Source organism: Streptomyces sp. NPDC057565, from assembly GCF_042801455.1.
GTDB classification, from domain to species: Bacteria; Actinomycetota; Actinomycetes; order Streptomycetales; family Streptomycetaceae; genus Streptomyces; species Streptomyces yanii.
This window is the reverse complement of record NZ_JBHVFU010000001.1, coordinates 681630-708299: the sequence shown is the minus strand read 5'-3', so window position 1 is coordinate 708299 and position 26670 is coordinate 681630. Positions and strand designations below refer to the sequence as shown.

25 protein-coding genes and 1 pseudogene are annotated in these 26670 nt (G+C 70.5%); 13 read left to right on the top strand and 13 right to left on the bottom strand.

Annotated elements, in window-relative coordinates; genetic code table 11:
- Positions 1–324: 324 nt before the first annotated feature.
- Complete coding sequence (locus tag ACFU8W_RS02925) at positions 325–1599, bottom strand: ArgE/DapE family deacylase (protein ID WP_384031658.1); 1275 nt, start codon at positions 1597–1599, stop codon at positions 325–327.
- Between the two features lie 184 nt (positions 1600–1783).
- Between ACFU8W_RS02925 and ACFU8W_RS02920 the strand changes: the two genes are divergently transcribed.
- Positions 1784–2221 carry an Lrp/AsnC family transcriptional regulator gene (locus ACFU8W_RS02920; RefSeq protein WP_384031656.1) on the top strand — a complete coding sequence of 146 codons (438 nt, stop codon included), beginning with the start codon at positions 1784–1786 and terminating at the stop codon, positions 2219–2221.
- Between the two features lie 41 nt (positions 2222–2262).
- On the opposite strand, the gene ACFU8W_RS02915 is transcribed toward ACFU8W_RS02920, so the two are convergent.
- Both ACFU8W_RS02915 and ACFU8W_RS02910 read right to left on the bottom strand, forming a co-directional pair.
- Positions 2263–2691, bottom strand: a complete 429-nt coding sequence (locus ACFU8W_RS02915) for a TIGR03668 family PPOX class F420-dependent oxidoreductase (protein WP_384031654.1) — start codon at positions 2689–2691, stop codon at positions 2263–2265.
- Positions 2692–2712: 21 nt separating this feature from the next.
- Positions 2713–3537 (bottom strand): LLM class F420-dependent oxidoreductase, encoded by an 825-nt coding sequence (locus tag ACFU8W_RS02910; protein WP_384031652.1) that lies wholly within the window; start codon positions 3535–3537, stop codon positions 2713–2715.
- Positions 3538–4208: 671 nt separating this feature from the next.
- On the opposite strand from ACFU8W_RS02910, the gene ACFU8W_RS02905 reads away from it, so the two are divergent.
- From ACFU8W_RS02905 to ACFU8W_RS02895, 3 genes are read left to right on the top strand one after another with little or no spacing between them, the layout of a single operon-like run.
- Positions 4209–5621: a rhodanese-like domain-containing protein gene (locus ACFU8W_RS02905; protein WP_384031650.1), complete on the top strand. Its 1413-nt coding sequence runs from the start codon at positions 4209–4211 to the stop codon at positions 5619–5621.
- A gap of 52 nt (positions 5622–5673) precedes the next feature.
- A complete protein-coding gene (locus ACFU8W_RS02900; protein WP_384032050.1) occupies positions 5674–6033 on the top strand; it encodes a rhodanese-like domain-containing protein in 360 nt (119 codons plus the stop codon).
- Complete coding sequence (locus ACFU8W_RS02895) at positions 6030–6812, top strand: sulfite exporter TauE/SafE family protein (RefSeq protein ID WP_345519127.1); 783 nt, start codon at positions 6030–6032, stop codon at positions 6810–6812. The genes ACFU8W_RS02900 and ACFU8W_RS02895 overlap by 4 nt, the downstream gene beginning before the upstream one ends.
- Positions 6813–6839: 27 nt before the next feature.
- Here ACFU8W_RS02895 and ACFU8W_RS02890 read toward each other — a convergent pair whose 3' ends face one another.
- Positions 6840–7118 carry a metal-sensitive transcriptional regulator gene (locus tag ACFU8W_RS02890; protein ID WP_266978054.1) on the bottom strand — a complete coding sequence of 93 codons (279 nt, stop codon included), beginning with the start codon at positions 7116–7118 and terminating at the stop codon, positions 6840–6842.
- 77 nt (positions 7119–7195) lie between these two features.
- On the opposite strand from ACFU8W_RS02890, the gene ACFU8W_RS02885 reads away from it, so the two are divergent.
- Positions 7196–7768, top strand: coding sequence for a rhodanese-like domain-containing protein (locus ACFU8W_RS02885; protein WP_384031648.1), 573 nt, complete (start codon positions 7196–7198; stop codon positions 7766–7768).
- Between the two features lie 76 nt (positions 7769–7844).
- On the opposite strand, the gene ACFU8W_RS02880 is transcribed toward ACFU8W_RS02885, so the two are convergent.
- Positions 7845–9140 (bottom strand): alpha/beta fold hydrolase, encoded by a 1296-nt coding sequence (locus ACFU8W_RS02880; protein ID WP_384031646.1) that lies wholly within the window; start codon positions 9138–9140, stop codon positions 7845–7847.
- Between the two features lie 106 nt (positions 9141–9246).
- Here ACFU8W_RS02880 and ACFU8W_RS02875 point away from each other — a divergent pair, with 106 nt between their 5' ends.
- On the top strand, positions 9247–10410 hold the full coding sequence (locus ACFU8W_RS02875) for an ABC transporter ATP-binding protein (protein WP_384031644.1): 1164 nt from the start codon (positions 9247–9249) through the stop codon (positions 10408–10410).
- A gap of 162 nt (positions 10411–10572) precedes the next feature.
- Positions 10573–10749, top strand: a pseudogene (locus ACFU8W_RS02870) (DUF6807 family protein); the annotation flags it as partial.
- A gap of 103 nt (positions 10750–10852) precedes the next feature.
- Here the strand turns inward: ACFU8W_RS02870 and ACFU8W_RS02865 are convergent.
- The 3 genes from ACFU8W_RS02865 to ACFU8W_RS02855 are packed head-to-tail and all read right to left on the bottom strand — an operon-like array spanning position 10853 to position 13154.
- A complete protein-coding gene (locus tag ACFU8W_RS02865) occupies positions 10853–11806 on the bottom strand; it encodes an ABC transporter substrate-binding protein (protein WP_384031642.1) in 954 nt (317 codons plus the stop codon).
- On the bottom strand, positions 11803–12480 hold the full coding sequence (locus ACFU8W_RS02860; protein ID WP_384031640.1) for an ABC transporter permease: 678 nt from the start codon (positions 12478–12480) through the stop codon (positions 11803–11805). Before ACFU8W_RS02860 ends, ACFU8W_RS02865 begins: the two co-directional genes overlap by 4 nt.
- Positions 12477–13154 carry an ABC transporter permease gene (locus ACFU8W_RS02855; protein ID WP_384031638.1) on the bottom strand — a complete coding sequence of 226 codons (678 nt, stop codon included), beginning with the start codon at positions 13152–13154 and terminating at the stop codon, positions 12477–12479. The genes ACFU8W_RS02860 and ACFU8W_RS02855 overlap by 4 nt, the downstream gene beginning before the upstream one ends.
- A gap of 547 nt (positions 13155–13701) precedes the next feature.
- On the opposite strand from ACFU8W_RS02855, the gene ACFU8W_RS02850 reads away from it, so the two are divergent.
- Entirely contained in the window at positions 13702–14304 is a 603-nt protein-coding gene (locus tag ACFU8W_RS02850; RefSeq protein WP_384031636.1) for a hypothetical protein, read from the top strand.
- 1017 nt (positions 14305–15321) lie between these two features.
- Here the strand turns inward: ACFU8W_RS02850 and ACFU8W_RS02845 are convergent.
- The 3 genes from ACFU8W_RS02845 to ACFU8W_RS02835 form a co-directional block, all read right to left on the bottom strand.
- Positions 15322–15765, bottom strand: a complete 444-nt coding sequence (locus tag ACFU8W_RS02845) for a hypothetical protein (RefSeq protein ID WP_384031634.1) — start codon at positions 15763–15765, stop codon at positions 15322–15324.
- Positions 15766–16136: 371 nt separating this feature from the next.
- Entirely contained in the window at positions 16137–16835 is a 699-nt protein-coding gene (locus ACFU8W_RS02840; protein WP_384031632.1) for a response regulator, read from the bottom strand.
- A complete protein-coding gene (locus ACFU8W_RS02835; RefSeq protein WP_384031630.1) occupies positions 16832–18136 on the bottom strand; it encodes a sensor histidine kinase in 1305 nt (434 codons plus the stop codon). Before ACFU8W_RS02835 ends, ACFU8W_RS02840 begins: the two co-directional genes overlap by 4 nt.
- A 214-nt stretch (positions 18137–18350) precedes the next feature.
- Here ACFU8W_RS02835 and ACFU8W_RS02830 point away from each other — a divergent pair, with 214 nt between their 5' ends.
- Genes ACFU8W_RS02830 through ACFU8W_RS02820 form a run of 3 tightly spaced genes read left to right on the top strand, consistent with a single transcriptional unit; the run spans position 18351 to position 21742 of the window.
- A complete protein-coding gene (locus ACFU8W_RS02830; protein ID WP_384031628.1) occupies positions 18351–19058 on the top strand; it encodes an ABC transporter ATP-binding protein in 708 nt (235 codons plus the stop codon).
- The gene (locus ACFU8W_RS02825; protein WP_384031626.1) at positions 19055–21403 is read left to right on the top strand and encodes an ABC transporter permease; all 2349 of its coding nucleotides are present in this window, start codon (positions 19055–19057) and stop codon (positions 21401–21403) included. Before ACFU8W_RS02830 ends, ACFU8W_RS02825 begins: the two co-directional genes overlap by 4 nt.
- 42 nt (positions 21404–21445) lie before the next feature.
- Positions 21446–21742: a hypothetical protein gene (locus ACFU8W_RS02820; protein ID WP_384031624.1), complete on the top strand. Its 297-nt coding sequence runs from the start codon at positions 21446–21448 to the stop codon at positions 21740–21742.
- Here ACFU8W_RS02820 and ACFU8W_RS02815 read toward each other — a convergent pair.
- Positions 21737–22738 (bottom strand): PHP domain-containing protein, encoded by a 1002-nt coding sequence (locus ACFU8W_RS02815; RefSeq protein ID WP_384031622.1) that lies wholly within the window; start codon positions 22736–22738, stop codon positions 21737–21739. The two genes, ACFU8W_RS02820 and ACFU8W_RS02815, sit on opposite strands and share 6 nt — an antisense overlap.
- 332 nt (positions 22739–23070) lie before the next feature.
- Between ACFU8W_RS02815 and ACFU8W_RS02810 the strand changes: the two genes are divergently transcribed.
- Positions 23071–23820 carry a hypothetical protein gene (locus tag ACFU8W_RS02810; RefSeq protein ID WP_384031620.1) on the top strand — a complete coding sequence of 250 codons (750 nt, stop codon included), beginning with the start codon at positions 23071–23073 and terminating at the stop codon, positions 23818–23820.
- Between the two features lie 165 nt (positions 23821–23985).
- Here ACFU8W_RS02810 and ACFU8W_RS02805 read toward each other — a convergent pair whose 3' ends face one another.
- Positions 23986–25701, bottom strand: coding sequence for a CocE/NonD family hydrolase (locus tag ACFU8W_RS02805; RefSeq protein ID WP_384031618.1), 1716 nt, complete (start codon positions 25699–25701; stop codon positions 23986–23988).
- Between the two features lie 94 nt (positions 25702–25795).
- Between ACFU8W_RS02805 and ACFU8W_RS02800 the strand changes: the two genes are divergently transcribed.
- Positions 25796–26515 carry a TetR/AcrR family transcriptional regulator C-terminal domain-containing protein gene (locus ACFU8W_RS02800; protein WP_384032048.1) on the top strand — a complete coding sequence of 240 codons (720 nt, stop codon included), beginning with the start codon at positions 25796–25798 and terminating at the stop codon, positions 26513–26515.
- Positions 26516–26670: the final 155 nt, after the last annotated feature.

The following is a 26670-nucleotide window of genomic DNA, read 5'->3' as shown; positions in this document are numbered from 1 at the left end:
CAACATCATGGCGCCAACATGTCAATGGTCTGGACAACATCAACGCCTGGACCTGGTGTTTTACCTCTCGACGGGGGGTATCGATACGGCACGACGGAGCACCGCTCCCCCGGACTGACCGCCCCGCCGCCGTCCGGCGCACCGCACTGCCGCCCGGCACGTACGACTCCACGGTGGTGCTGTGACCGGCGGGCTCGGGGGCCGGGAAGGCGACAGTGGCGGCGAGCCAGGACGTGGGGCCTTCTTGCCGATCGGCCTGGGCGGGCAGCGTTGCGTGTGAGGCGCCTGCGCTCGCGGACTCCTGCACTCACCACAGGCCGTTGGCTACTTTGTGCCCACCGTACGCAGTGCGGCCAGGACCAGCGTGCGGGTGACGGTGATGACCTCGGCGATGCGCACCTGCTCCTGCGGCCCGTGTGCCCACCGCACTTCGCCGGGCCCGTACTGGAGTGTGGGGATGCCCTGCGCTCCGTACAGCCGCAGGTCGCTGCCGTAGGGTGCGCCCTGCTCACGCGGTGGCCTGGCGCCGGTGATGTCGGCGTGAGCGCGACCGACCAGCGCCGCCAGCGGATGTCCGTCCGGCAGCCGGCCGCTGGCGAACTGGCCACCGGGCCAGGTCACCGTGGCCGGATGGGTGCGCAGCCAGGAATCGGCGGCGCAGACTTCGGCGATGCAGTTCTCCAGTTCCGTGCGGGCGTCGGCCGGATCCTCGTCCAGTCGGACGCCCAGTCGTCCCTCGGCTACGAGGAGGTCGGGGACACTGCTGGCCCAGTCACCGGCATGGACCGTACCGACGGACAGTGGATACGGGATGGCGTAGGCGGCCATCAGCGGGTGCGGGTCGGCGTTGCGGGCGGCCTCCAGACGGGCCAGTGCACGGTGGAGGGGGAGGTAGGCGTCGAGGGCGCTGACCCCTGCGTAGCGGGTGCTGCCGTGGGTTGCCTGGCCGGGGACCTCGATGCGGAAGGTCAGGGCTCCAGCGTTCGCTGTCATCAGCGTGCCGCTGGTCGGTTCGGTGATGATGCAGGCGTCTGCGGTGTGACCGCGCCGGAGCGTGCCGAAAGCGCCGAGCCCGCCGTCCTCCTCGCTGACCACGAAGTGGGCCGCGAGACGGCCTCGCAGTCTCACCCCGGCGGTGCGGATGGCTGTCAGGGCCGCGAGCACGGACGCCAGCCCGGCCTTCATGTCACAGGCACCGCGACCGTGAACGACGTCCCCGGCGACCCGGGGTACGAACGGGTCGCCCGCCCACCTGGCCCGGTCGCCGGGAGGTACGACGTCGACATGGCCCTGCAGGACGAGAGTCGGTCCGTCGCTGTCGTTGCGTGTGGTGCCCGCCAGTCCCCACGCCTCGTCCCTCGGGGCCTCGGCGCCCGGGTAGGCGGGGTCCGCGCGCAGTTCGGGCAGGTCCATGGACCACAGGTCGACGTCGAGGTCCAGCCGCTGAAGGTGCCGGGCCAGCAGGTGCTGCAGTTCGGATTCGGCGGCGCTGCCTGTCACGCTCGGCACGGCGAGCAGTTCCAGCAACGTCCGGGCGACTGCGGCTTCGTCCACTGCGGCAAGCGCGGCTGCTTCAGCATCGCTCAGGGGTGCGGTCATGGCAGTGCTGCTCCTCAGGGCTGTCCCGTAGCAGATCGACGTCAGGTCGATCCGGAGACTATGGCCGCACTTCCGGCGCAAACAATCCCCATCTACTGCTGTCCACCAGCGATTACTTGCAATATCAGAGGCATTCCGGTCAATCATTGCGCACTTATCGGTTTCGAATCCTCCGGAGGCGCCCGTGGACCCCATCGACGAAGCGATCATCCGCTGCGTGCAGCGGAACGCACGGTCCACGTACGCCGAGATCGGCAGAGCCGCCAACCTGTCGGCGCCGGCAGCCAAACGACGCCTGGACCGACTCGTCGCCACCGGCGCGATCCGCGGCTTCACGGCTGTTCTCGATCCGCAGGTGCTCGCGTGGCGGACCGAAGCCTTCATCGAGGTCTTCTGCCGGGGCAACCCCACGCCCGCGGAGCTGCGCCGAGCCTTGGAGGACGTCCCGGAGGTCGTCGAGGCATGCACCGTTTCGGGTGCCGCGGACGCCGTTCTCCACGTTCTCGCCGAGAGCAGCACGCACTTGGAACAGGCCATCCAGCGAGTGCGCGCGACCGAGCCGGTCGAGCGCACGGAGAGCGTCATCGTGCTGTCCCGGCTGATCAAACGGCCGCATCCGTGACGGCCGTCGACCGGAATCGCCCGGCCGGGTGGCCGTGCGGCTCAGGACGCGCGCCAGCCGCTCCAACGCAGGACTGAGATCTCGACCATCGGCCCGTCGGGAGGACGGTCGGCGTACTGCCAGTATTTCGCCGTGAGGAGGCCGACGCGCCGGGCGGCCTCGGGGAAATGGTCCGGTGGGGGGAGCACACGGGCCTCACCGTCGGCCCGCACCCACCACAGGCGCTCCCAGTCCTCCTCGTAGTGGTCGGCCAGCAGACAGACCATCGGATTGGCGGCGATGTTGGCCAGACGTTTCAGCTGCGTCGTCCGTTTCGGTTTGTGGTCCACGGCCAGCATCATCGTGTCGCCGTCCAGGGCGAACACCACCGGCACCAGGTGCGGGCGGCTGTCGGTGCCGGTGGTCGCGAGGTGGGCGATGCGCGCCGCGGCGAACCGCTCACGTGCCTCAGCGCTCGTCAGAGTGGGCATCGCACTCCTTGTTCCGGCATCTCAGCGGTACCGGGCAGCTACTTCGGCCAGCCGGTCGAGGTGCTCCAGCGTCTCCCGTTCGGGCATCGTCGGCACGTAGAACAGCAGCCGTTCGACGCCCAGACGGCCGTAGCCCTCGATCTGCTCGGGCTCGTCGGGAGCCGCGTACACCGTCACCGGCACCTCTCGTTCGGCACGGGCGTGCAGTCGCTCGATCTGTGGACCGAGCTCCTGCGGCGGCACGCTGTTGGCCAGCCACGCGTCCCCGAGCTGCGCCACCCTCGGGAACGCGCCCTCGCCGCCGCCGACGTAGATCGGCGGATGGGGACGCTGCACGGGTTTGGGCCACGCGAAGACCGGATCGAAGTTCACGAACTCGCCGTGGAACTCGGCCTTCTCCGTAGTCCACAGCTCTCGCATGGCGCGCAGCCGCTCGTCGGTGAGCCGACCACGGGTCGAGGGGTCCGTGCCGTGGTTCCTCATCTCCTCACGATTCCAGCCGACACCGATACCGAAGATCACCCGGCCACCGGAGATCAGATCGAGCGAAGCGACTTCCTTCGCGGTGATGATCGGGTCCCGCTGCGGAATCAGCGCGATGCCGGTGCCCAGCAGCAGCCGCTCGGTCACCACTCCGATCGCGGTCAGGGCCACGAAGGGGTCCAGGGTGCGGTAGTAGATCTCCGGCAGCTCACCACCGCCCGGGTAGGGCGTCCGGCGGTCGGCCGGGACATGGGAGTGCTCGGCGATGAACAACGAGTCGAAAGCACGTTCCTCAAGGGCGGTTCCGAGCGAGGTCGGGCTGATCCCCTGGTCGGTGATGAAGGTTGAGACTCCGAACTTCACGGCGGCTCCGTCGAGGCTTGAGTACGGGAACGAACGGGTGGCACAGATCTGTTGACTACCCGCCCCGGGCGATCCCGCTCCCATGACCACCCGGGAGAACCATCGCGGAGCACGATTCGGGCTTCGCGGTTCGCAAGAGAGCGTCGTGGGGCGTCCGGACGCGTCCGAGAGGCCCCGACCGCTCCGGAACCCCAGCGTGGCGTCGAGCGGATGCCACCCCTTCCCATGACTGACAGCCTGTCAGATCGTGGCGCGCGACCAAGCGTGCGGCCCTCCGCAGGGGACGGGAAGGGCCGCTCGCCCGTTGCGGAGCAAGCTCGAACACGTACGTGCGGCATGCCGGCGGCGACCGCACCGAACGCCCCGGGGGACGGCGCCCGCGAGGTGGCCGCGGCGATGTTCCGGCAGCGCCCGGTGCCGTGACGCACGCCCACCGCTCACGCTCACCCGGCGATGCCCTGCACCCCACCTCCGGGTCGAACGATGTCGGTACGCGCCTCACTGCGAGCGGCGAGCACCTCGGCGGCCTCGCGCCGCCGCCGGGCCGGGCAGGAAACAGCCGCCTGTCGTTCCCTCGGTCACACCGAGATCCAGAAATACCCCCTGGGGTATTTCTGCTAACCTCGGTGAGAGATACCCCCTGGGGTAAACCGTACGGAAGGAGTCATGCCGTGTTCTTCGTCGACCCCCTCGAGACCGCCGGCCTCGGCAACCGCAGCTATCTGGCGGGCGGCCGGCACTCCGCGCTCGTGGTGGACCCGCCGCGCGACATCGACCGGGTCATCGCCGCGGCAGCACGGCGCGGCGTGCGGATCGCCCTGGTCGTGGAGACACATCTGCACAACGACTACGTGACGGGCGGCCTGGACCTGGCGCGTGCCACCGGGGCCCAGTACCTGGTGCCCGCCGCCGCACCGGTCTCCTTCGACCGGGTGCCGGTCGCCGACGGGGACACCACCCCGGTGGACGAGGGACTGACGCTGCGCGCGATGGCCACCCCCGGGCACACCCCGCACCACACCTCGTACGTACTGGAGGAGGACGGTCGCGCAGTGGCCGCCTTCACCGGCGGTTCGCTGCTGATCGGCAGCGTGGGCCGGCCCGACCTGGTGGAACCCCGGCTGACCGCAGCGCTGGCCCGCGCCCAGCACGCCTCCGCGCACCGGCTCGCCGACGAGCTCGACGACGCCGTGCCCGTGCTGCCGACCCACGGCTTCGGCAGCTTCTGTTCATCCGCGCAGGCCGACGGGAACACCACGACGATCGGCGCCGAGCGGGCCCGTAACGACGCGCTCGTCAAGGACGTGGACACATTCGTCGCCGAGCTGCTCGCCGGGCTGGACGACGTCCCCGCCTACTACGCGCACATGGGCCCGGCCAACGCCGCGGGTCCGCGTCCGCTCGATCTGACCCCGCCTGCCCCGGCCGACGCCGAGCAGATCGCGCGGCGGCTGGCCGCAGGTGAGTGGGTGGTGGATCTGCGCAGCCGGGTGGCGTTCGCCGAGGGGCATGTAGCCGGTTCGTTCAACTTCGAGGGCGAGGGGCAGCTCGCCACCTATCTCGCCTGGCTGATTCCGTGGGGCAGGCCCGTCACGCTGCTGGCGAGCAGCGCCACCGACGTCGCGCACGCCCAGCGCGAGCTGGCCCGGGTGGGCATCGGCCGCCCGGTGGCCGCCGCGACCGGTGACCCGCGGTCCTGGGTCCGCACGGCGGAAGAGCTGCGCTCGTTCCGCAGGTCGGACTTCGCGGGCCTGGCCGCGGCACGCGAGCGCGACGACCGGCCGGTGGTTCTCGATGTCCGCAGGGACACCGAACGCCGCGCCGGCGCGATAGTCGGGTCGGTGCACATTCCGGTGCACGAGCTGCCCAAGCGGCTCGACGAGGTGCCGGACGGGGTCGTGTGGGTGCACTGCGCGGGCGGGATGCGGGCGGCCATTGCGGCGTCGCTGCTGGACGCCACCGGCCGGGAGGTCGTCGCGGTCGACGACGGGTTCGGCGCGGCGGAGGCCGCCGGCCTGACGCTCTCGGATCCGGCCGTCGATGCCCCCGACGGGGATACCGGCACCGCACCGGCCACCGCCTGACCATCGGACTCCCCGTCCCGCACTTCTGGAGCACTTCCCCATGTCTTCCCTGATGTCCTTCTTCAGGCGCGGCCCCGGCCGTGTCACCCCGGCCGAAGCCCTGCGCCGGACCGCCGATGGTGCGGCGGTCCTGCTCGACGTTCGCGAAACCTCCGAGTGGAATGCCGGACACGCCCCGGGCGCCGTCCATCTGCCGCTCTCCCGGCTGGCCGCCGGGCAGTCGCTGCCTGCTTCGGCGGCAGGCCGCCCGGTGGTGGTCATCTGCCGTTCCGGCAACCGGTCCCAGCAGGCCGCCCGCATTCTCGCCGGACGCGGCACCGAGGCCGTCGATGTCACCGGCGGCATGACCGCCTGGGCGGCCGAGGGACTGCCTGTCCGGAACCGTCACGGAGCGGCGGGCACCGTCGCATGAGCACCCTCATCCTGGCCCTGGCCGCCGGTGCCGTGGTCGGTCTGGCACTGGGCGGGCTGGGCGGCGGCGGCAGTGTCCTCGCCGTCCCCGCGCTGATCTATCTGCTCGGCTTCACCCCGGCCGCGGCCACCACCGCAGCTCTGCTGATCGTCATCGCGACCTCCCTGACCGGACTGGTCGCGCACGCCAGGGACGGTCACGTCCGCTGGCGGACCGGCGGTCTCTTCGCCGTCGCCGGCATCGTGCCGGCGGCGGTGGCCGGGGCCCTGTCGGTCCGGATTCCGGCAGGGGTACTGACGGCGGCGTTCGCGGTGCTCGCGGTGGTGGCGGCAGTGCGGATGATCCGACCGCGGGCGCCTGAGCGGTGCGAGGCGGCTTCGGCCGGGCCGAACACCGCGGACGCCGCCGACCGTACGGGCGCCGGGCGGGTCGCCCGCGCCGGAGCCGGTCTCGGCGCCGTGACCGGGTTCCTCGGGGTCGGCGGAGGATTTCTCGCCGTGCCCGCACTGGTCACCGTCCTCGCCGTGCCCATGACGGCGGCGGTCGGCACCAGCCTGCTCGTCATCACGGTGAACTCCACGGCCGCCCTGGCCACCCGCCTCACCACGCCCACCTCGCTGGACTGGGCGGTGATCGCCCCGTTCACGGCGGCGGCGGTCCTCGGTGCGTGGGACGGGAAGCGGCTGGCCACCAAGGTGTCCACGGCCGCGCTCCAGCGGATCTTCGGCGCTGCGCTGCTCGCCGTGGCCCTCTTCATGCTGGTCGATGCCGTGGCCTGAGCCACGGCATCGACCCCGGATCCGGGCTCAGGCCAACGAGAGGAAGAGCTTCTCCAGCCGGGCGCGCATCTGGTCCCGGTCGGCCGGCTCGGCGCCGTCGTCGGCCATGCAGTGCTGAAGGCCCGTCGCAATGATCGCGAAGCCGGCCCGGTCGAGCGCGCGCGAAACGGCTGCCATCTGTGTGATGACGTCCTCGCAGTCCCGGCCCTCCTCGATCATCCTGATGATCGCGGCAAGCTGGCCCTGAGCGCGACGAAGGCGGTTGAGTACCGACTTCAGTTCGTCCGCCGCCATGTCGATTTCCACACATCCTCCTCCGAATACCCCAAGGGGTATTCTACCCTGTCCGGGGTACGCCCCGGCGACGAAAGGAAACATCCCTCGTGACCAGCCCCGCCTCCCTCTCCCCCGCCCAGGCCGCAGCCCGGATCGCGGAGTTCACCGTCATCGACGTGCGGGCCCCGGGCGAGCACGCCTCCGGGCACGTGCCCGGCGCGCTGAACATCCCGCTGGACCGTCTCGAAGAGGCGCTGCCCGCCCTCAAGGCTGCGGCAGCCCGCGGATCCCTGCTCGTGGTGTGCGCCTCCGGCGTGCGTTCCACCCGCGCCTGCGACATCCTCGCCGCGGCGGACATCGACGCCGTCACACTGTCCGGCGGCACGTCCGCCTGGGAGGGCGAGGGCCACGACCTGGACCGTCCCGCCGGCGCCCGGGCCACCTGGCCGATGGAGCGTCAGGTCCGGTTCGCCGCCGGTTCGCTCGTGGTGGCCGGTCTGCTCATGGGCCGGCGTTTCCCGGCCGCGCGCTGGCTGTCGGCCGGCGTCGGCTCCGGTCTGGTCTTCTCCGCGGTGACCAACACCTGCGGAATGGCCGCCGTCCTTTCGAAGCTGCCGCACAATCGGCCCCCGCGCTCGGCTGCGGACTTCGACGCCACGCTGGACGCCCTGCAGGGCTGAAGCGGTCCGGACGCACCCGTACGGCTGGAGCCGGTCACGCCACACGCGTGACCGGCTCCAGCCGCGAACAAGCAGGTCAGAGCTCATCCCGGACAAGGGCGAGCAGTCGGTCGAGCACTCGCGGTCCCCCGGCGCGCAACCCGTCGTGCTCGAACTCGTTCGTCACCCACGTGCGCAGTCCGCGGATCGACGCGGCGGTGCGCAGCGCGTGCTCGGTGTCGACGTACATGTCGTCGTGATAGACGGCCGCGGCTACCGGTACGTCATTGGCGGCGAGGCGCTCGGTGTCGTACAGCTCGGGCCAGTCGGTACGGGAGGCGAGCAGTTCGGCGGTCTCGCGCATCGGGCGCAGGGCCGGGTCCACGTCGAAGTGCCAGGGGTGGATGCTCTCGCCGGTGAAGAGCACGGGCGCGTCGCCGGCCAGGGCGGTGGCGGCGTCGAACTGCGGGAACTCGGCGCGGACCCGCTCGGCGGCCCAGCCGGTGGGCTCCTTGCCCTGGCCGTAGATCGCCTCGTGCATCAGGGCGTACAGCGGGTGGCCCGCAAATGAGTTGGCGGTGCGCATGGCCTCCTGGAACGTGTCGGAGAGCTCGGTGCCCAGCGGCGTGCGGACGAAGGCGTTCTCCAGCAGGTAGTGCAGCTGGTGGCTGCCGTTGCCGCCGCCCAGCATGATGCCCAGGGACTGGAATCCCTCGGGCGTCAAGCGGTGTCCGGCACTCTCCGGGCGGTGCTCCAGAAGGTACGCGGCGACCTCACGGGCGCGCTCGACGTCCTGCGGGTAGCGGGCGTAGTGGGCAGCGACCTTGCGCGCGATCCGCGGGTACGCGGCCCGGTACACGTCGTCGGCGTGGGCGTCGAGCGAGGGCAGTCCACCGGTGATCAGGACGGCCTCGAGCCCCTCGGGGGCGGCCGAAAGATAGCGGACCGCGCAGAAGCCGCCGAACGACTGGCCGAGCACGGTCCACGGGGCGCCGCCGGTCAGCTGCGGCCGGATCAGCTCGCAGTCGCGCACGATGTTGTCGGACCGGAAGTGGGCGAGATAGTCGGCCTGCTCACGCGGGCCGCCGCGCAGCGGAAGAGTCTGTCGGTTGGCCGGCGTGGACAGCCCGGTGCCGCGCTGGTCGAGCAGCAGCACCCGGAACTCCTCCACCGCCCGCCCCAGCCAGGCCTCGGTACCGACGAAACGACGGGCACCGAAGCCGGGTCCGCCCTCCAGGTACACCAGCCACGGCAGCTCGTCGTCGACCCTGCCGCTCGCGACGGCCTCCCGGCCGAAGATCTCGATCTGCTCGCCGCCCGGATCGGCGTGATCGAGCGGGACGGTGAAACAGCGGTCGGTGAGAACCACGCCGGGCTGCCGGTAACTGGTCACAAAGTGCTCCTGAATCAGACGTATCACGGACAGTTCAGCACACGCCCGTGACTCCGACAGCCGCGGCCCGTGTGCGACGCGCCCGGGGGGCTCCTAGCGTGCAGTCATGATCCGGTTCGAGCAGGTCAGCAAGGTCTATCCGGACGGAACAACCGCGGTCGACGGGCTGTCCTTCGAGGTCGCCGAGGGGGAGCTCGTCACCCTTGTCGGGCCGTCGGGCTGCGGCAAGACCACCACGATGATGATGGTGAACCGGCTGATCGAGCCGACCTCGGGCCGGATCCTGGTGGACGGCGAGGACATCGCGGGGATCGACCCGGTGCGGCTGCGCCGCCGGATCGGCTATGTCATCCAGCAGGTCGGACTCTTCCCGCACCGGACGATCCTCGACAACACCGCGACCGTTCCCACCCTGATCGGCTGGAAGCGGGGCAGGGCCCGGGAGCGGGCGGCGGAACTGCTGGATCTGGTGGGACTCGACCCGAAGACATACGGCTCCCGCTACCCCGCCCAGCTCTCCGGCGGCCAGCGCCAACGGGTGGGTGTCGCACGGGCGCTGGCCGCCGATCCGCCGGTGCTGCTGATGGACGAACCGTTCGGCGCGGTCGACCCGGTGGTGCGGGAACGGTTGCAGAACGAGTTCCTGAGTCTGCAGGCAGCCGTCAGGAAAACGGTCCTGATGGTTACCCATGACATCGAGGAAGCGGTCCGGATGGGCGACCGGATCGCGGTGTACGGAGACGGGCGCATCGAGCAGTTCGACAAGCCGGCCACCGTGCTCGGCACACCGGCGACGCCGTACGTGGCCCAATTCGTCGGCGCTGACCGGGGACTGAAGCGACTGTCGGTCACCACGATCGAGCGGGACGACCTGGAGGAGCCGCCGATCGCCCTGCTCGACGAACCCGCACGCTCGGCGGCGGACCGGCTGAACGGCGCGGGGGCCCGCTGGGCGGTCGTGCTCGGCGGCGAGGGCGAACTGCACGGCTGGGTGCCGGCGGACGCACTGCGGATCGCCGGGGAACACGGCACGGTCGGTGAACTGGCGCGCCGGATGGATGCGTGGGTTCCGGTGGGGGCTCCGCTGAAGCAGGCGTTCAGCGAGATGCTGCAGCACGACGCCGGGTGGGTGGCGGTGCTGGACGGGTCGCGCTTCCTCGGCGTACTGACTCCGGCGAAACTCCACGAGGCGCTGCGCCGGTCGGTGGACGCGGACGCGCGTGGAGTGGGGCGCGACGAGGTGCAGTTCGACTCGGTGGCGGACGCCTGACGGACCGGTGGGCCGGTGCGACCGGGGGACGGCCGCTGCCGGACCACCTGGTACCGCGACCAGGCCTACTACTCCATTCCCTGGCGCGGCACATGGAGCAGCGGGAGGCAGCGGCCCCGCGATGGTGCACGGCATCCATCGCGAGCCGTCGGCGGTGACGGCATGACCGAGGCACTGGAACTCGTCCACCGCCACGGCGACCACATCGCGGTCGCGGTGGCCGGCCGTGGGGTGGAACTGATGCGGTACGCGTACCGGCCGGAGGCGCCGAAGCCGTACATCCATCCGCTGCGCACCCTGTCGGACCGGGTGGTGACCGACTACCGTCCCCGGAGCCACGCTGAGCCGCCGCTACCGGGTGCTGGTCGCGGACGGTGTCTGGGACCGCGAGCGGATCACCGCACGGATCGCGGAACTCCCCTGGTAGGTGCGCGCACGCCGCTCAGCTGCGCGGAATGAGCTTCTTGGACTCCAGGTAGTTCCGGGCGACGTCCTCGGGGAGCCGCCGCCAGCTGTCCACCTGCTCGTTCATCCGGGCGAGATCGGCGGTCGTCAGCACGGTGTTGAGCCGGTCCAGTGCGTCGCGTACGCCTGGGCTTCCCGCCCGGGACCGGTTGACGACGGGGACGAGGTAGTCGGCGTTCTGCAGATGTTTGTCGTCGGCGAGCAGGACCAGCCCGAAGTCGTCGAGGGTGGCGTCGGTGGTGGTGGTCAGGACCATCTGGTCCCGACCGCTCCGGACCGCCTGTTTCGCCTGTGTGGTGCCGACGCCCTTGGGATCGACGGCGGCGATGTCGATGCCGTACGTCTTCTTCAGTCCCGGAGCACAGTAGGGCCGCTGCACGCATTCGTCGCCCGCGGCCAGCCGTACGGGAAGCCCTGACCTGCCCAGGTCGCTGAGCGTCCTCAGCCGGTGCTTCGCCACGTACGGGGCGGTGACCGCGAACGCGTTCTGGTCGACGGCGCGGCCCGGGTCGAGGACGGTGAGACCACGGGGCGTGGCGAGGGCGCGCAGGGCCCGCATGGTGGTGCCGAGGTCGGGTGAGCCGACGGGGGTGGCATCCGCGCCGCTCTTCTTCGCGTTCAGCCAGTCGGCGAAGGTTGCGGCGTACTCCGGTACGACGTCGATCTGGCCGCTCTCCAGTGCCGGTTCGTAGATCTCCCGGTTGGTGACGGAGATGACCTTGGTGGAGTAGCCGGCCCGGTCGAGCAGCAGTGCGTACATCTGGGCGAGCAGGTCGCTCTCGGTGAAACCCGCGGATCCGATGGTGAGGTGTTTGCTGTCGCCCGGCGGACCAGTGACCTGGCCCTGGTCCTCCAGGGCGGGCCCGGTGGTGCACGCGACCGCGCTCAGCAGCAGCGCCAGGAGTACGGGTACGGTCCGGCCGTCCCTCATCGGGATTCCTCGCCGCGCACCCAGTCGGGGGCGAGCCGCTGCCCGAGCTCGAAGCTCCCTTCGACGATCAGGGCGACCACGGCGACGAGGATCGCCCCGGCCACCACCTGCGGGGTGGAGGCGAGGTTGAAGCCGGCGGTGATGATGCGGCCGAGTCCCCCACCGCCCGCCAACGCGGCCAGAGTGGCGGTGGCGACGAGCTGGACGGCCGCGATCCGTACACCGGTGAGGATCAACGGCAGGGCGAGCGGCACTTCGACCCGCAGCAGCAACTGCCGCCCCGTCATGCCCATGCCTCGGGCCGCCCGCACGACATCACGGTCGACCTCCCGCATCCCCACGTACGCGTTGGTGAGCAGCGGCGGGACCGCGAACAGCACCAGGGCGATGACGGTCGGCCCTTCGCCGTACCGGCCGATCGGGGTGAGGAGCAGCAGGACCAGGACGGCGAAGGTGGGGACGGCGCGGCCGATGTTGGAGATGTTGACGGCGAGTGCCCCGCCCTTGCCGAGATGACCGAGGACGAGAGCAGCGGGCAGCGCGGTGAGGCAGCTGATCAGCAGGCAGACGACGGTGAGGACGAGGTGCTGTTCGAACCGGTGCCAGATGCCGTTGTCGCCGGTCCAGTGGGCGGAGCTGGTGAGCCAGGACCAGGTGTCGGAGAGGGTGTTCACGACTGCCTACGGGTCCACGGGGTCAGCAGCCGCTGCGCGCCGAGCAGCAGCAGGTCGGCGGCGACGGCGATGACGACGCAGAGGACGGACGCGGTGAGCACCTGGGCCTTGAAGTAGGTGTTCATCCCGGAGTAGATGAGATTGCCGAGCCCGCCGTAGCCGACGATCGCACCGACGGTGACCAGGGAGACCGCGGAGACGGTGGCGATCCTCAGCCCGGCCATGGCGGCGGGCAGAGCGAGCGGCAGCTCCACGGCGACAAGGAGCCGGACCGGCCCGTAGCCCATGCCGCGCGCGGCATGCCGGGTTTCCTCGGGTACGGCGCGCAGTCCGGCGAGGATGTTCCGTACGAGAAGGGTGAGGGAGTAGAGGACGAGCCCCGCGACGACGAGCGAGGCGGAAAGTCCGTAGACCGGCAGCAGCAGCGAGAACATGGCGAGCGACGGCACGGTGTAGAGGATGGTCGTCACGCCGAGGACCGGTCCTGCCGCCCAGCGCAGGCGACGGGCGGCAAGCGCGAGCGGAAGGGCGATGAGCAGTCCGACGCACACGGAGACCGCGGTCAGCTGGAGGTGCTGGAGGACGGCGTCCCGGAGGATTTCGCGACGGCTGGTCAGATAGGCACCGCAGATCCAGTCATTGCGCGCGAGGCAGTCGTCGGGGGGCGCGGTCACGAGTCCATTGGAGCGCGGGAGCCGGGCACCCGCGCGTCTTGATCGACTGTCCGTGGAGCGGGCGTACGGGGCGGAGGGCGGCGCCCGGAGCGGCTGCCGTCGCCGCTTCCCTCGGGTGACCGGGCGGGTCCGTTGCCTTGTGCCATTCAGCCTGCCGCCCGCCTCCGCCAGACTTATGATCACCGTCCCGCGCCTTCGCGGGCCTGCGTTCACCTGCCGCACCCCGCAGCCGCAGCGCAAAGGACGCCCCCGCGTTCGGACAGCGGATCAAGGTGGCGGTGGAGGCGTCGAGCACCCGTTGAGAGCGCTCGATCCACGGGCGCGCGTGATGCGGGAGTCGAAGCGTCGTCGGACATCCGTACGACCCAATCGGAGCGACGGACACGGCACATGGGTTCTCGTACGCACCTCGCACGCGAGGCGATGGGGTGAGCCGCACTTGCTGCGTACGGGTGGCAACCGCGCGCCCGTCGTCGGGTGAGGCCGCGCGTGACGGTAAACCATGAGCAGGCCTCACCTTCTTCCGTACCCACAGAGGAGCCCCCGCATGGGGACACCCGGCCATGCCGACGACGCGTACGGCTTCGACCCTCTGGACGCGATGCACAGCGACTGCACGCTGCAGCGCGCGATCCGAGGAGAGTCCCTCACCGTGACCACAAGGGATTTCCCTGGGGATGTGACGAAGCTCCTGGTGGATGAGTTGCCGGGCAACATCATCCACCAGGAGCCTCGAGTGCCTGTCCACCCCTCTGCCATCGACCTGCCCAGCTCTGCCCCGGGGATTCCTGACGTCGGAGTTGACGGCGCATCGGCTGTCGGTCGGGACCCGGTGGCGGCGTCCTTGTCCGACGCGACGCCCCTTGCTGCCCCTGGCCGACCTCCCGGAATCCCCGGACCGATTCCGACGGGCCGCGGGTTCCAAGCGATGCGGGTGGCGCGGTTACCACCTGTAGTGGTCACCGATCACCCGGAAGCTGCCCACGACGCCATCGTTGGCGAACAGGCCCCCCTGGACCGTGGGGGTCACGACGCCGTGGGTGGCGCCGTGGGGACCGACGGTGGCAACCGGAGAGCCGTTGTCGCAGGTGGACCCGCGATAGACCTCAACAGTCTTCCAGCTGTCGTTGCTGATGCTGAAGCTGCTTGAGCCCAGTCCGCTGGCCGCGGTGATGCAGCCCTCGGAGGCGGCGGAGTACGTCCGATCGTTGAATTGGATTTGTCCGTCCCCTCCGCCGTCGTAGCCACGGTCCGAACCGCGGTCGTAGCCACCGTCGCGACCCCCATCACCACGACCCCCGTCATCACGGCCTCCATAGTCGCGGCCCCCGTCATCACGACCCCCGTCATCACGGCCTCCATAGTCGCGGCCTCCGTCATCACGGCCTCCATAGTCGCGACCCCCGTCATCACGACCCCCGTCATCACGGCCGCCGTTCCCGTTCCCGTAACCGCTGTCCCCATCAGGGAGCGTCTCAGTGGGGGCGGCCTCCGGGACGGACGGCACGGACTTCGGGACGGCCGGGGCGGCTTGAGGGACGGACGGGGCGGCTTGAGGGACGGACGGGGCGGCTTGAGGGACGGACGGGGCGGCCGGGGCAGCCTTCTGGACGGACGGGGCGGCCTGGGTGGACCCGTCGGCCGAGGCATACGTGATGCCGGTGACGGCAAGGACCGATGCGCCTACTGCGGCGGCGGTCACGGCGAATTTGCGCGTGGTCATGTCACTTCTTCCTGTCTCAGAGACGCCGGCCGTACAGCCGACCCGTAACGAAACGTACTAATCTCCCCCTTTGACTGTCATATCGGGCATATCGAAGGTGTGACACCAGGGGGCCGACCGGGCGTACGCACGAGAAGCGGCAGCCCGAGCTGGTCAGTCAGCCGGGGCGACGGACCCGCCGGCGGCGAGAGGACGCGGTGAGCCGCAGCGGTCGGAGAGCGGCTCGACGGGCGAAGCAGTGGTCATTCCGATCGCGCCCACAGACGGATTGGGCGGCCCGGCGACTCCCATGGATGACCTCCCCACAAGGAGAACCGGTCGTGAGGAGTGCACTGCCCTGCTCATCATGAAGCAGGCCCGCAGGACCTCCGTCGTCCTGAAGGAATCAACACAGACGAAAGTGCTCGGCCGGGTCGCCCCAGGGCAAGCACCTCAGCCGGTCGTTCATCCCCCCAGCCGACCCAGCACTCTGAGAAGATCGGGCCATTGCTCCTCCGGTTGGGAGCCGGTGAGCTGCATGTAGTGCGGCCCTGCCACCCACTCCAGGAAGAACGTGGTGAAGTCGTCGGCCGCCCTCTCGAAGACGGCAGACTTCCACCATTCGATCCCGGTGTCGGGGAAGTACCAGACCGCCCCCGTCGAACGGTTGACGAAGATCGGTTCATCGGAGACGACGCCGGGGCAGAACCATTCCTCGCGGCCGAGGCTGACTTCGGCCCCGTCGACCGGATCCGCGTAGAACTGCATGCTGCCTACCGTCGCGGCATCGAAAACGGTGACGTCTCCGCACGTGCCCCCGTCGCATATCGCGAGGAACTCCCGGTACCGGTCCGGCAGGTCGGCTCCGATCCTCTCGGGCCGGGCCCCGGCGGGCAGCGAATTCAGCATGCTCCACTCATTGCGCGTAGCGGTCGTTGCGCGCAATTCCTCCACCACCCGCCGGAGTTCGGCAGTCACCTCGTGTTCCCCTACCATTCGATCTCGATCTCAACCTTGATGGGAGTGAAGCCGTCCGGGCAATTGATCTGCGGCCCGATCTGCTGGGGCCGAATGCGCCGGTTGGGGCTGGCACATGGCATCGGAACTCGACTCGCGATGCCGACTGTGCCCGACCCCCCGCACTGCGGCGAACGCGGACATCGGGCGATCGAAGTATGCCGGTACAGAGGCGTGAACTACCAGGACATGCGCAGGTTCCGACTACTGATCCCTGGTCCGTCGCACAACAGCGCGAGGGCCGTCCAAGTCTCGGCTGCGGTCTATGTCTGCTCGGTGGACTGCTGGGCGGCCTCGCGTTCGCCGGCGCTGACCAGCCCTGTCTCGTAGGCGACGATGACGGCCTGGACACGATCACGGAGTCCGAGCTTGGCCAGGATGCGGGCGACGTGCGTCTTGACGGTCGCCTCGGCCAGGTGGAGACGGGTGGCGAGTTCGGCGTTGCTCAGCCCTCGGGCCAGCAGGCCGAGGACCTCCAGTTCGCGCGGGGTGAGTGAGGCGAGGTCACGGTGGAGGGCGGCGGTGTCGCTGCCACGCCGGGTGAACCGCTGCACGAGGCGGCGGGTGATGGCGGGCGCGAGGAGAGCGTCGCCGGTACGGACCATGCGGACGGCTGCGGTCAGATGCTCAGGGGTAACGTCCTTGAGGAGGAAACCGCTGGCCCCGGCGGACAGTGCCGCGTAGACGTATCGGTCGAGGTCGAAGGTGGTCAGGATGATGACGCGGGGTTTTTCGGGGGCGCCGGTGAGGATGCGGCGGGTGGCCTCCAGGCCGTCCATCTCGGGCATCCGGACGTCCATCAGGACCACGTCGGGACGTGTGCGGCGGACCGCTTCGACCGCTTCGGTTCCGTTGGTCGCCTCGGCGACGACGTCGATGCCGTCGGCGCCGAGGATCAGCCGGAATCCGGTACGGACCAGGGTCTGGTCGTCGGCGAGGAGCACACGCAGCGGCTCGGTCACGGTGTCTCCAAGGGGATCAGGGCCTCCACACGGTAGCCGCCGGTCAGGCGTCGGCCGGTGTTCAGGGTTCCGTCGTAGACGGCGAGGCGCTCGCGCAGGCCGATCAGGCCCCGGCCGCTTCCGGCGGCCGCGCCCGGGTGTCCACCGGTGTCGGTGACTTCCACCCGGAGCCGTTCCGGGCCGTATTCGACCGTCACGGTGGCGGTGGCGCCGGACGCGTGCTTCACGGTGTTGGTCAGCGCTTCCTGGACCACGCGGTAGGCGGCGAGTTCGAGGCCGGGCGGGAGGGGACGGGGCGGGCCGGTCACGGTCAGGTCGACGGGCAGTCCGGTGTCCCGGACCCGTCCGACCAGCGTTTCCAGCTGGTCCAGGCCGGGTTGCGGGGCCAGCTCAGCCGCCGTATCGGCCAGGTCCGCACCTCCGTCCGTCCCCTCGCCCTGGTCGGCCATGGTGAGCAGTCCCATGACGTGGCGCAGCTCGGTCATGGCCGCCCGCCCGCCCGCCTCGACGGCGAGCAGCGCCTCGCCGGCCTGCTCGGGGGAGGTTTTCATGATCTTGCGCGCGGCGCCCGCCTGGATGATCATCACGCTGACGTTGTGCGTGACGACGTCGTGCAGTTCACGGGCGATCCTGGCCCGCTCATGCTCGACGGCCCGGCGCAGCGCCTCGGCCTGTTCGCGTTCCAGGGCGGAGAGCCGGGTGCGGCCCTCGTCGGTTCGGAGTTTCCAGGTACGCAGGCCGACGGCGGCCACGGCCATCGGGACCAGGATCAGCAGGGCGATGTATTCGTTGGGGACGATCGGTGTCACCGAGTTCCCCGAGGTGCCGACCAGGACGACCGACACCGGCAGCGCCGCCAGGGTCACCACCCGGTACGGGCTGTAGACAGCAGCGCTGTAGACGGCGATGACGAACGCGTAGAAGGTCAGCCGCAGGACGCTCTGCGGTGTCGCCAGTGTCGCGGCCGTCACGATGCACAGCACGGCGAGCGGGTAGCGGCGGCGCAGCGCCAGGGCACCCGAGGCGATGACCGCGAGCGTCACCATGAAGGCCATGCCGCCGGGACCGGACGGGCGCGGCACGACGCGCTCCACGCCGGGTGCAATCTCACGCACCACGACGTTATTGGCGTTGTCGATGCCGTAGTAGACGGTGGCGATTCCGAGTGCCAGTGCCACCAGCGCGTCGAACTGCCAGGCGCGCCGGGTGGGCCGCAGCAATGGACCGCTCGGAAGCCTTGCGTCGCGGACCGTCCGGCGGGCGGCTTCCCGCAGCCGCTCCAGCGTCGTACGTACATCCATCACCGGTTCATTGTCGCCGCCGGGCGAACTCGCGGAGTCCGTCCCGGTGGCCATTCCCACCGCGCCGGATACACCACCCGCCTACATCGCAGGGATGACGTTTCCGGGGCTCATCCCAGTGCGGTACCGCAATGGGTTCGGGCGGGCGACGTGTGCGGGCCGGGCCCGCTCCTAGCGTTCACGCAGCCGACTGCCCGTACCCAAGGAGCCTCTCATGACCATGCCGGTGATCGAACTGCGCGAGGTGAGCCGCCGATACGACGACGGCCCGCCCGCTCTGCACGAGGCGTCGCTGACCGTGCAGCCCGGCGAGGCCGTCGCGGTCCTCGGCCCTTCCGGCAGCGGCAAGTCCACGCTGCTCAATCTGATCGCGGGCCTGGACCGGCCCGATGCGGGGACCGTCACCGTGGACGGGGTGCGGGTGGACCAGTTGAGCGAAGCCGGATCGGCGCTCTACCGGCGGTCGAAGATCGGTATGGTCTTCCAGTTCTTCAACCTGCTCGACGATCTGACCGTCACCGACAATGTCGTCCTGCCCGCGCGCCTCGCGGGTATGGCACGTGGCGAGGCGGACCAGCGGACGGCGGAACTCCTGGAACTGCTGGGCCTCGACCGGCACGCCCGCGCCTACCCGGGGCGGCTGTCCGGCGGCGAGCGGCAGCGCGTCGCGGTGGCCCGGGCGTTGATGAACCGGCCGGCGCTGCTCCTGGCCGACGAGCCGACCGGGGCCCTGGACACGGCCGCCGGACAGGACGTCAGCAGGCTGCTCACCGGCCTCAATGCCGAGGGCCAGACCATCGTCGTGGTCACCCACGACCTGGCCTTGGCCCGGTCCTGCACGAACCGTACGGTCCGGATCGCCGACGGCCGGATCACCGAAGACGTCCGGTCGCAGACCGTCGCCTCGGAGGCCGTCCGATGAGAGCGCTCGGCAAGGTGGTGCGCTCGGGGGTGGGGCGACGCCGGGTGCAGACGCTGGTGATCGGGCTCGCCACGATGATGGCGGTGGCCACCTCCGTCCTGGGCGGATCGCTGCTCGTGGTCTCCGGCGCGCCCTTCTACGACGCCTTCGCCAAGCAGCACGGAGCGCATCTGTCCGTGCAGTTCGACGCGGGCAAGGTGAGTGCCGGGCAGCTGTCCGAGTCCAAGGACGCCGAAGGGGTGAGCAGTGCGGCCGGGCCGTTCGGTACGGCGACGGTCACCCCGCGGTCGGACGGGGCGGGCCCCGGGTGGCCGATGACCGTGGTCGGCCGGGGCGATCCCGGCCGGGACGTGGACGAGGTGGCACTGCTCGAAGGGCGGTGGCCCACGCACTCCGGCGAGATCGTGCTGTCCGCCAACTCCTCGCTCTTCCCGACCATGGGCATGAAGATCACCTTCCCCGATCTGTCCGGCGGTCCGACACTGACGGTGGTCGGTGTGGCCCGCTCGGTCACGCAGACCGCTGACGCCTGGGTCGTTCCGTCCCAGATGCCGGCGCTCACCGCGCCCGGCAGCGGCGGCTACCAGATGCTCTACCGCTTCACCGACGCGGGCACCGCCGCGCAGATCACCGCGGGCGGCAAGGCCGTGACGGAATCCCTGCCGCCGGGAACGGCCGTCGGCGAACAGTCATGGCTCACCGTCAGGAAGACCGCCGAGCGCGACACCGCCCCGTACGTCCCCTTCCTCATCGCGTTCGGCGCCCTGGGCCTGGTCATGTCGGTACTCATCGTCGGCAACGTCGTCGCGTCGGCTGTCGGCACGGGAACGCGCCGCATCGGCATCCTCAAGGCCGTCGGCTTCACCCCGGCCCAGGTCGTGCGGGCCTACGTGGGCCAGGCGCTGATCCCGGCCGGTGTCGGCACGGCCCTCGGTGTCCTCGTCGGCCACCTGCTCGCCGTCCCCGTACTGGCCGAGACCGAGGAGGTCTACGGCACCTCGTCCCTGGCCATCGCCCCCTGGGTCGACCTGGCGGTGATCGCCGGGGTGCTCGGCCTGGTGGCGGCGACCGCGTGGGCGAGTGCCTGGCGGGCTGGGCGGCTGCGTACGGTCGATGCGCTCGCCGCCGGGCGTAGCGCTTCGGCGGGGCGCGGCCGGTGGGCGGCCCGCCTGACCGGACGGCTGTCGTTGCCGCAGCCGGTCGCCCTGGGCCTGGCCCGGCCCTTCGCGCGACCCGCCCGCGCGCTGGCCATGGGCACGGCGATCCTGTTCGGCGCCATCGCCGTCACGTTCACCGTGGGGATGGGCGCCTCGCTCGGCCAGGTGATGAAAGCCAGGGCCCACGACGCCGCCGATGTCACCGTGCCCGAGCCCTTGCCGGACTTCGGACCCCGAGGCCCTGGCCCCGAGAAGCAGCCCAAGGCCGATCCCGCTGCAGTCGCCGCGGCCATCGAGGCCGCCGCCGGAACCGGAAAGTACTACAGCGCCGCGACGGTGCGGGCGACCGTGTCCGGCCTGACCGGCACCATCGACGTGATCGCCTTCACCGGCGACGCCTCCTGGGGTGGCTACACGATGGTCTCGGGCCGCTGGATCGACAAGCCCGGCGAGGCCGTGGTCCCGACCCCCTTCCTGGCCGCCACCGGCACCCGCATCGGCGACACCGTCACCCTGAACGGCCTGGCCGAGCCGGTCACGGTCCGGATCGTCGGCGAGGTCCTCGACCCCCGCAACGACGGCATGCAGGTCTTCACCGACGCCTCGACCCTCACGGCCGCACATCCCGACCTGACGGAGACGAGCCATCACATCGCGGTCACATCAGGCACCGAGGTGACCGGCTACGTCGACGCGCTGAACAAGGACCTGGCACCGCTGGGGGTCACCGCTCGGGCCGGCGGGCTCGACGCCGGCGGTGACATGGTCGTCACGCTCAACGCGCTGTCCGTCATCCTCACGCTGATGCTCGTCGCCGCCGCCGCGCTCGGCGTACTCAACGGCGTGCTGCTCGATACCCGCGAGCGCGTCCGGGAGATCGGTGTCCACAAGGCGCTCGGCATGACCCCCCGCCAGACCGTCGCGATGGTCCTCACCTCGGTCGTCGGGACCGGACTGGTCGCGGGCGCTCTGGGCGTGCCGCTCGGCGTGGCCCTGCACGGCTGGGTCATCCCCGCGATGGGCGAAAGCGTGGGGCTCCGCCTCCCCGGTTCCGTCATCGCCGTCTACCACGGGGCCGAGCTGCTCCCGCTCGCACTCGGCGGCCTGCTCATCGCCACCCTGGGTGCGCTCCTGCCCGCCGGCTGGGCCGCCAGGGCCCGAACCGCCACGGCCCTGCGCACCGAATAGGAGGCGAGGTTCAGAGCTCGTGCCTCCGGACTGACCGGGACGGTGACGATCACCTACACCGACGGAACCACCGCCTCCTCTCCGGTCACCGTCCCCGACTGGGCGAGCAGCACCGTTCCGCAGAAGGCAGTGGTCGCGGCCCACGGCGACAGGGTCAACGGCAGCGGGCGTGCGCAGAGCACCCGTGTCGCAAACCTCTACTCCGTCGCTGTTGACGTCGATCCGCACAGGCAGCCGGCATCGGTCACGCTGCCCACCGGGCCCCGCTACATGGGTGCGAAGTCACCGGCCCTCCATGTCTTCGCCCTCGCCACGGACGGACCGGACTCGGCGTCATGACCAGGCCAGCAGTTCCTCCACCGGCCACGAGGTGACGACCCGTTCGGCGGGCACGCCGCACTCCTCTGCCCGGGCGCAGCCGAAGATCTGCCAGTCGAGCTGCCCCGGCGCGTGCGCGTCGGTGTCGATCGCGAACAGCACGCCTGCGTCGACGGCCCGCCGTAGCAGTCGTCGGGGCGGATCGAGCCGCTCCGGACGGCTGTTGATCTCCACCGCGGTGCCCGCCTCGGCACACGCGGCGAAGACCTCGTCCGCATCGAACTCCGACTCCGGGCGTCCCCGGCCGGTGATCAGGCGGCCCGTGCAGTGCCCCAGTACGTTCGCCTGCGGATGGCGCACGGCCGCGACCAGCCGGCGCGTCATGGCCCGAGCGTCCATCCGCAGCTTGGAGTGCACGGACACGACCACTACGTCGAGCTGCTCCAGCAGTCGGTCCTCCTGGTCGAGGGAGCCGTCCGAAAGGATGTCGCACTCGATGCCGGTGAGCAGCCGGAACGGTGCCCACTGCTCGTTGAGTGCGGCCACGACCTCCAATTGGCGGCGCAGCCGTTCGGGCGACAGTCCGTTCGCCACGGTCAGCCGGGGCGAGTGGTCGGTGAGGGCTGCCCACTCGTGCCCCAGCTCGATCGCCGTCCGTCCCATCTCCTCGATCGGACTTCCGCCGTCCGACCAGTCGGAGTGCAGATGGCAGTCGCCACGCAGCAGAGCGAGCAGCGTTTCACCCCCTTCCATGAGGGGATCCGCGGCGGCGGCCTCCAGCCGCTGGAGGTAGCCAGGGATTTCCCCGGCGAGCGCTTCACGCACCACCTGTGCCGTCTTCGGCCCGATGCCCCTGACCGACTCCAGCGACCCCGACGCCACTCGTTCCGTGATGTCGTGGCCCGTCATCGCCCCCACCGTGGCGGCGGCCTTACGGAACGCCTGGACGCGGTACGTGGCAGCCTGGTCGCGCTCCAGCAGGAAGGCAATCCGCCGCAGGGCATCGACCGGATCCATCGGCACCTCATTTCCGGCCCCGGCACGACGGGGCTGCGCCGCTGTTCCCTCCACGTTGGCACAGCCCGGCAGCGGGCGGCATCTTGTGCACGGACGGTGGCCCGAGTCCGGTGAGGTACGTGGCATGGGTGCGCATTCCGCCGAATTCGCCCCTTGGGCAAACCGATCACCAAGCGGGTCGGTGGGTCACAGGAAAAGCGCCGTGGTCATGGCGTCAGGCGATGATGTTCCCGCCGTGCCAGGCCACGACGAAGCCGGTATCGAGGCCAGGTAGAGTAGGAATCTTCGGCCGGCGGAAGCCCTCTGGAGTACCTGAAGGACGTACGCCCCCGATGAATCGTGACGAGGCTCCCGCCCGACTCCGTCTCAGCGCTGCACTGGACGGCCTCGCCGTCACCTTCCGTGGCATGACCGCCCGTTCCGACGAATACAACTGCCCGTGTCACTGGGGCAGCGCGGAGGAACTCGCGCAGTTGAAAGTGCCGGGCCTGGAGTTGGACCCCGATCTCCTGCTTCGCACCTGGGATGCCCCGGACTGGACCGACCACGCGGCCGTGCTGCGTCGCATCCTGCCTCAGTTCGCCGCGGCACTTGTCCGTGGCCTCGTCGAACCACTCGGTATGGAGGAGGCCGGACGGTCATTCGCCCGAGGCCACTGGCAGCGCTGGCCTGTCGGGCAAGCCGCAGCGGTGCGGGAGTTCCTGCACGCCTGGTGGGCGCTCAGTCTCATCGACCCGGATCCCACCGTGCCGGCGTACGAGGTCCTGGTCCTGTGCGCCGAGGCGTCCGGCGAGCTCAGTCCCTGGCTCACCGTCTGGGCGGAACTGCGTCATCCCGTGGCCGACCAGAACCTGGCCGAGGCGGTAAGGGAGTGGGAGTACGACCTGGTGGGGGATCAACTCCCTTGGCACAGCCGTGAGAACAGGGATGAGATGTGCGCCGAGCTCGCCGCCTGGCTCATCCGCCACGCCCCTGACCGGCTGCGCGCCCACGGCGAATCCGAGGAATTGCTCCACCTGATACGGCTGCTCGGCCTCCCGGGCCCCGCCCGCTGGGAGGACCCGCACGCGCCCGGCTGCTGAGGCCCGAACCTGCGGCGCCGGTGACACCGCGGCGCTGCGGACGACGTCCTCCCCTGACACACCGGGGCCCGCCCGCGGCAGAACCCGTCGGAGGGCCACCAGGTGGTGGACGAGGACGTCGTGCGCCGGGACTGTATTCCCTTCTTCCCGGTGGCGCCCCGCTGTCTACGCGTCGGGCTGTTCACCTTCGAAGGGCTGCGCAGCCTGGGTGCTCCCGGGAAGCATCAGTTCTGAGTCCGCGTGGAGCGTGATGCGTACCGGTGTGAAGTCGGTGGCGTCGACCGACGACTCGCCGGTGCCGGGATTGCGGGCGTAGCGGGGATGGGCACCTCCGCTGATCTGCCAGCGAATACGGTGACCGGCGGCGAATCGGTGGGCGGTCGAACTCATCGGTACGGTGACCGTCGACGGCGCCTCCTCCACCGTCCGCAGCTGAGCCAGTCCGTCACAGACATTGATGGAACGACCTTGTGCGTCCACGTCGCACAGTCGGGTGAAGACATCGGCGTATCCGGTGTCCGTGGAGATGCTCAGCCGCGCGAAGACCGGGCCGAGGACGTCCACGGGCTCGGCCAGCGGCGGACCGGTGAACGTCAGGACGTCCTCTCGGGCTTCCAGGATGCTGTTGTCGCGGGGTCCGGCGGTACGGGAGAGCAGAGGGCCGCCGATGGACGGGGTGGGGTCGGCCGGGTCGTAGCGGATGGACGTCAGCGGCGTGTTGTCCGTGGGGGCCTGCTGGGTGAGATACTCGTCCGGGGCGGGGAACCATGACGTCGCGGCCGGGGTCGGCGGCCAGTCGTCGAGGTCCCGCCACTCGCCGGCACCACCGACGTGCACGCGCACTCCGGTGGGGCGCAGGCCGGAGGGGTCGGCGCACAGGTGCGCGCGCAGCCAGGCGAGGCTGTCGGCGAACACCTCGGGCCAGCCCTGTTGAAGTGCGGAGGTGTGCGTCCAGGGGCCGACGAGCAGTGCGGTCTCGCACCCGGCCCGACGCAGCCGGTCGTACTGCTCGAAGGTCTGGTCGGCCAGCGCGTCGTGCCATCCGGTGATCAGGCCGGTGGGCACGCTCAGCCGCTCCGCCGCTTCTCCCGGGGACGCGCCCAGCCAGTACGGGTCGTTGGCTTCAGGGTGCGTCATCACGTCGTCCAGCCAGGGCACTTCACCCCCCAGGGCGGACACGTAGGCCCCGCGCAGTGGCTGCGCGGTGGTGATGGCGCGCAGTCGACGCTGCAGGCGCAGCGTCGCCCTCACGAAGGGGCCGATCCCCCGATGCTGGTACGTCATGCCGACACCGACAGCCAGGGCGTTCTCCAGGCGGAGTGCACCGTCGGTGTGAAACAGGGCGTAGGGATCGTGCAGACCCACCTGCACCACCATCGCCTTCAGCTCCGGTGGTGGGTCCAGGGCGAGCGCCCACTGCACATATCCCAGGTAACTGGGGCCGACTGTGCCCAGTAGTCCGTTGAACCAGGACTGCTTTCGAAGCCAGGCCACCGTGGCCCGGCCGTCGTCGGCCTCGTTGCGCCACAGATCGAACCGGCCGCCCGAGCCGCCGGTGCCGCGGCAGCTTTGCAGGACCACGTGGAAGCCCTGTTCGGCGAAGAGCATGCCGTACATGGGTGACCACGGCATGCCCCTGCCGTACGGCGAGCGCACGACAAGGGTGGGGAAGTCCCCCTCTGCGCGCGGAAAGTAGTGATCCGTACGCAACGGGCTGCCGTCGGCGGCCGGGACCACCAAACCCGGCTCCCACCCGGCTTCGTGGCGCTTGGCCGGGAGATTGCGCCAGGTCGCCCTCATCATCCGTGCGGACAGCGGCGGCTTCCCGGAAGGCGGCGTCCAGGCCTGCCTCGGCAGGGCGTCGTGCGTGCGTGATGTCATCGTTGCCCTCCACTATTCTCGTACTGCGTACGAGAATAGTGGATGCTTGGATGGCTTCCACACGAGAGGCAGCGGCAAGGAAAGGAAAACGGAGATCGGTACCCCTGACGGCGGGTCCGGCGCCACGAGCGTCGACCCCCAAGAACTCTGGCTCCGCCCCACTCGGCCCCGCAGGGGGCGCAGGCCCACCTTCAGCCGCGAGGCGATCACAGCGGCAGCCGTCGCGCTCGCAGACGCGGAAGGGCTCGACGCGGTCACCATGCGACGGGTCGCCTCACAGGTCGGAGCCGGCGCCATGTCGCTCTACAGCTACGCCCCCGACAAGGAGACGCTGCTGGAACTGATGGTCGACCACGTCAGCGGCGAACTGCCGACGGCGGACGACCGCACCGGCGACTGGCGCACCGACCTGAAGGCCATCGCCCACCTCCAGCGCGCTCACATGCTCCGGCACCCCTGGCTGCCCACTGCCCTGTCGGCCCGCCGGACACCCGGCCCCAACACCCTGGCCTTCCTGGAACGCGCCCTCGCCGCCCTGCGGCCCACCGGACTGGACGGCGCAGCGAAGCTGGAGGTCTTCGCCCAGCTCACCGGATTCGTAGCCGCGCACGTCGCCCACGAGATCGCGCAGGCCGCAGCCGCGGGATCACCCGACCGGGCCGCAGCCGAGGCCCGCTACCTGGCCGCTGTCGCCGCGGACGGCCACCATCCGGAGCTCGCCGAGGCCCTCGCCGCACCCGGACGCCCGCTCACCCCGGAAGCCACGTTCAACCGGTTCCTCAACCGCCTCGTCGACGGCCTCGACACCGACTGATCCGGAAGCCCTCCGAGAAGGACACGTCGGCCGCAGCGCCGGGCACATGCGTACGCCCTCTGCTTGACCTGCGCCTGCCCCGCGGAGCAGCGTCGTCGCGCCTTCGGGAGGGAGGGAGCCTCACGCCCTGGCCTTCCCGTTGAGGCTTCCCACCA

Excerpts from the sequence above, each read along its gene's own strand:
- ACFU8W_RS02900 (WP_384032050.1), top strand. The coding sequence starts at position 5,674 with ATGTCCTTCTTCAGGCGCGGCCCCGGCCGTGTCACCCCGGCCGAAGCC.
- ACFU8W_RS02815 (WP_384031622.1), bottom strand. The coding sequence starts at position 22,738 with ATGGATCCGGTCGATGCCCTGCGGCGGATTGCCTTCCTGCTGGAGCGC.
- ACFU8W_RS02805 (WP_384031618.1), bottom strand. The coding sequence starts at position 25,701 with ATGACATCACGCACGCACGACGCCCTGCCGAGGCAGGCCTGGACGCCG.
- ACFU8W_RS02830 (WP_384031628.1), top strand. The coding sequence starts at position 18,351 with ATGACCATGCCGGTGATCGAACTGCGCGAGGTGAGCCGCCGATACGAC.
- ACFU8W_RS02925 (WP_384031658.1), bottom strand. The coding sequence starts at position 1,599 with ATGACCGCACCCCTGAGCGATGCTGAAGCAGCCGCGCTTGCCGCAGTG.
- ACFU8W_RS02835 (WP_384031630.1), bottom strand. The coding sequence starts at position 18,136 with ATGGATGTACGTACGACGCTGGAGCGGCTGCGGGAAGCCGCCCGCCGG.
- ACFU8W_RS02875 (WP_384031644.1), top strand. The coding sequence starts at position 9,247 with ATGATCCGGTTCGAGCAGGTCAGCAAGGTCTATCCGGACGGAACAACC.
- ACFU8W_RS02825 (WP_384031626.1), top strand. The coding sequence starts at position 19,055 with ATGAGAGCGCTCGGCAAGGTGGTGCGCTCGGGGGTGGGGCGACGCCGG.
- ACFU8W_RS02850 (WP_384031636.1), top strand. The coding sequence starts at position 13,702 with ATGGGGACACCCGGCCATGCCGACGACGCGTACGGCTTCGACCCTCTG.
- ACFU8W_RS02845 (WP_384031634.1), bottom strand. The coding sequence starts at position 15,765 with ATGCTGAATTCGCTGCCCGCCGGGGCCCGGCCCGAGAGGATCGGAGCC.
- ACFU8W_RS02895 (WP_345519127.1), top strand. The coding sequence starts at position 6,030 with ATGAGCACCCTCATCCTGGCCCTGGCCGCCGGTGCCGTGGTCGGTCTG.
- ACFU8W_RS02915 (WP_384031654.1), bottom strand. The coding sequence starts at position 2,691 with ATGCCCACTCTGACGAGCGCTGAGGCACGTGAGCGGTTCGCCGCGGCG.
- ACFU8W_RS02865 (WP_384031642.1), bottom strand. The coding sequence starts at position 11,806 with ATGAGGGACGGCCGGACCGTACCCGTACTCCTGGCGCTGCTGCTGAGC.
- ACFU8W_RS02810 (WP_384031620.1), top strand. The coding sequence starts at position 23,071 with ATGAATCGTGACGAGGCTCCCGCCCGACTCCGTCTCAGCGCTGCACTG.